The organism is Streptomyces sp. BRA346 (assembly GCF_052851135.1).
Genome location: NZ_JAIWIH010000137.1, coordinates 1 through 2,910, shown reverse-complemented (window position 1 = coordinate 2,910; position 2,910 = coordinate 1). Strand labels below are relative to the sequence as shown.

Sequence of the window (2,910 nt, the reverse complement as noted above, 5' to 3'; positions counted from 1 at the left end):
TTGCGGGTCGAGGACGTCGTCCTGGTCGATGACCACGACCGTGCCGCCGTTGGCCAGCGGGCCCCAGATTTCCCAGGTGGCCGCGTCGAAGGAGGGGTTNGCCGCGAAGGCGGTCCGGTCCTGCGGGGTGAAGTCCACCGAGGGGTTGTTGACCACGAGGCGGACGATGTTGCGGTGCTCTACCGCTACGCCCTTGGGGAGGCCGGTGGAGCCGGAGGTGTAGAGAACGTAGGCCAGGTCCGTGGATGAGGCCAGGTTGGGCAGGTCGGTGTCCGGCTCGTCGGCGAGGCTGGACAGGTCGACCACCGGCACGTCTGCTGTGGGCAGGTCTGTGCCGTCGGTCAGGATGACCGCAGGTTGGGCGTCGGCGAGCATGAACGCCAGCCGCTCGGCCGGGTACGACGGGTCCAGCGGCACGTACGCACCGCCCGCCTTGAGCACGCCCAGCATCGCCACCAGCAGCGGCACCCCGCGGCGGGCGCAGATGCCCACCCGTACGTCCGGGCCCACCCCGACAGACCGCAGGTGGTGGGCGATCTGGTTGGCCTTCGCGTTCACGTCCCGGTACGTGACCTGCGTATCGCCGTGGACCACGGCAACCGCCTCGGGCGCTTCGGCCGCCCGCTGCTCGAACAACTCATGTACGCAGACCTGAGTGTCGAGCGGTGTCTTCGTGGCATTGAAGGCTTCCACGACGAGCGTGCGTTCTGCCTCCGGCAGGATCTCCAGGTCGGAGACCGGCGTATCGGGCGTGATGTCCAGGGCCTGGCTGATCTCCTGGATGGCGTTCAGGAGCAGTCGGCAGACGCGGTCCGGGTCGAGCCGGTCATCGACCTGGGCGGTGACCGAGAACCCCGTACCTCCGTCGTCGACCGACACCACGACCGGGTAATTGGTGCGCTCCTCGCTGTGCAGCACCTCGAACTGCTCGTCGGGCTCGCCCGGGGTGGGGTCGGCCGGTTCCGGGGTGTGCCGGTAGTTGAGCAGGGTGGTGAACAGCGGAAGGCCCGCCGGGACCTGGCTGCATCCCTGGGCGAGCACCAGGGGGGCGTGCTCGTGCCGCAGCACCTTGGCCAGTACCCCATGGGTGTCCCGGACCGTGTCCAGCACACCTCGGTTGCCGACATCGACGCGTATCGGGAGGGTGTTGATGAACAGCCCGATGCCGCGTTCCGCACCGGCTCCGGCCTGCATGCGGCCGAACATCACCGTGCCGAAGACCACGTCCGAGCGGCCGGTGAGGCGGGACAGGACCATGCTCCAGGCGAGGTGGCACACGCTCGCCGGGGACACACCCGCCTGGCGGGCCTGCTCCCGGACCGTCCGGGACAGGGTGGCATCGACATCGACGCGTGCTTCGGTGATTCCGGTGCCGTCGCCGCGGACGTCCAGGATTCCGTACGGGGCGGTCGGCTCGTCCACGTCGCCGATCAGCTCGGTGAAGAACTCCTTGTGCTCCGCCTGGCTGGTGCCCAGCACGGCCTGGGCCACCACGTTGCGGTAGGGCACCGGCTCCGGCAGCGTATCGGCACGGCCTGCCAGCACCGCGCCGATCTCCTCCTGCACCACTTCCATCGTGGTGTGGTCACCCATCAGGTGGTGCATCAGCACCTGGAGCAGCCATCGGTCGTTCGGCTCGTCGTACGCCGTGACCACGCGCAGCAGCGGAGCCTGGTTCAGGTCCAGCCGGTAGCGGCGCGGGTCGTAGCGTGTGAGCAGCTGGGCAGTCGCGTCCCCATCGCTGTCGAGAGTCACTTCCTCGACCGGCAGCTCGGCCTGCCGCCACACCACCTGGACGGGGTGGGGGAGTCCTTCCCAGACGACCGACGTCCGCAGGATGTCGTGCCGTTCCATCACCGTTCGCAGCGCATCGGCGAACTTGCTGACCCATTCCCGCGAGGGCACCGCGGACACGCTCGACAGCAGATAGGCGTCGCCTTCGCCACCCATGAGGTGGTGGAAGAAGATGCCTTCCTGGAGTGGGGCGAGGGGGTAGATGTCCTGTACGTTCCCGGTCCCGCCGGGCACCGTACCGATCACCTTGTCGATCTGCTCCTGTGTCAGCTCGACCAGCGGCAGCATCTCCGGCGTGATGGGGACCGGCGGGCTCCACCAGTCGGAGTCCCCCGGGCCGATGAGGGCCAGCAGTTCCGCCTTGTGTGACCGCAACTGCTGAACCAGAACACTGTCCAACGCGTCTTCCGGCGCGCGGACCTTGAGGTCGTCACCAATACGCCGGAGCTCGACGGACTTCGCCCGGATCTCCAGCAGCAATGCGTCGATGCTCATAGGTCGATCTCCATCTTCCCGCCACCGTCAGCCTCGCTCCGGTGAACATCAGGGATCAGATTCGGTGGTACCGACACCTCGGCGCTGCCTCCGGCGGCGACCGCGGTGGCGAGTCCGGCGATGGTCGGGGTGGTGAATACGGCGCGGACCCAGGGAGACGGCGAGGAGGGAGTGGCCGCCGAGTTCGAAGAAGTCGTCGTTGCGGCCGACGCGTTCCACGCCGAGGAGGTTCGCCCAGATGGCGGCCAGCTTCTCTTCCACCGCGCCGACGGGGGCCTGGTAGCCGCGGGCCACGACGGCGTCGCCGTCGGGGGTGGGCAGTTTGCCGCGGTCGACCTTGCCGTTCGGGGTGAGCGGCATCGCGTCCAGCTCCACGAAGGCCGAGGGCACCATGTACGACGGCAGAACCTCACTCAGCGCGTCGCGCAGTGTCCCGACGTCGATGGTGGTGTCCGGTGCCGGGACGTAGTAGGCGTTGAGGCGGTCGTCGCTGGCTGTGACGATGGCTTCGCGGATGGTGTGGTGTTCCAGGAGTCGGGCTTCGATTTCGCCGAGTTCGATGCGGTAGCCGCGGACCTTGACCTGGAAGTCGTTGCGGCCGACGAATTCGATGGTGCCGTC

2 protein-coding genes are annotated in these 2,910 nt (G+C 68.2%); both read right to left on the bottom strand.

Annotated elements, in window-relative coordinates:
* On the bottom strand, positions 1-2,289 hold a 2,289-nt coding region (locus tag LCH29_RS43755), incomplete at its 3' end, for an AMP-binding protein (RefSeq protein ID WP_446467250.1).
* A 48-nt stretch (positions 2,290-2,337) separates the two neighbouring features.
* Positions 2,338-2,910 (bottom strand): AMP-binding enzyme (locus LCH29_RS43750; protein WP_446467249.1); only part of this gene is annotated, 573 nt, incomplete at its 5' end.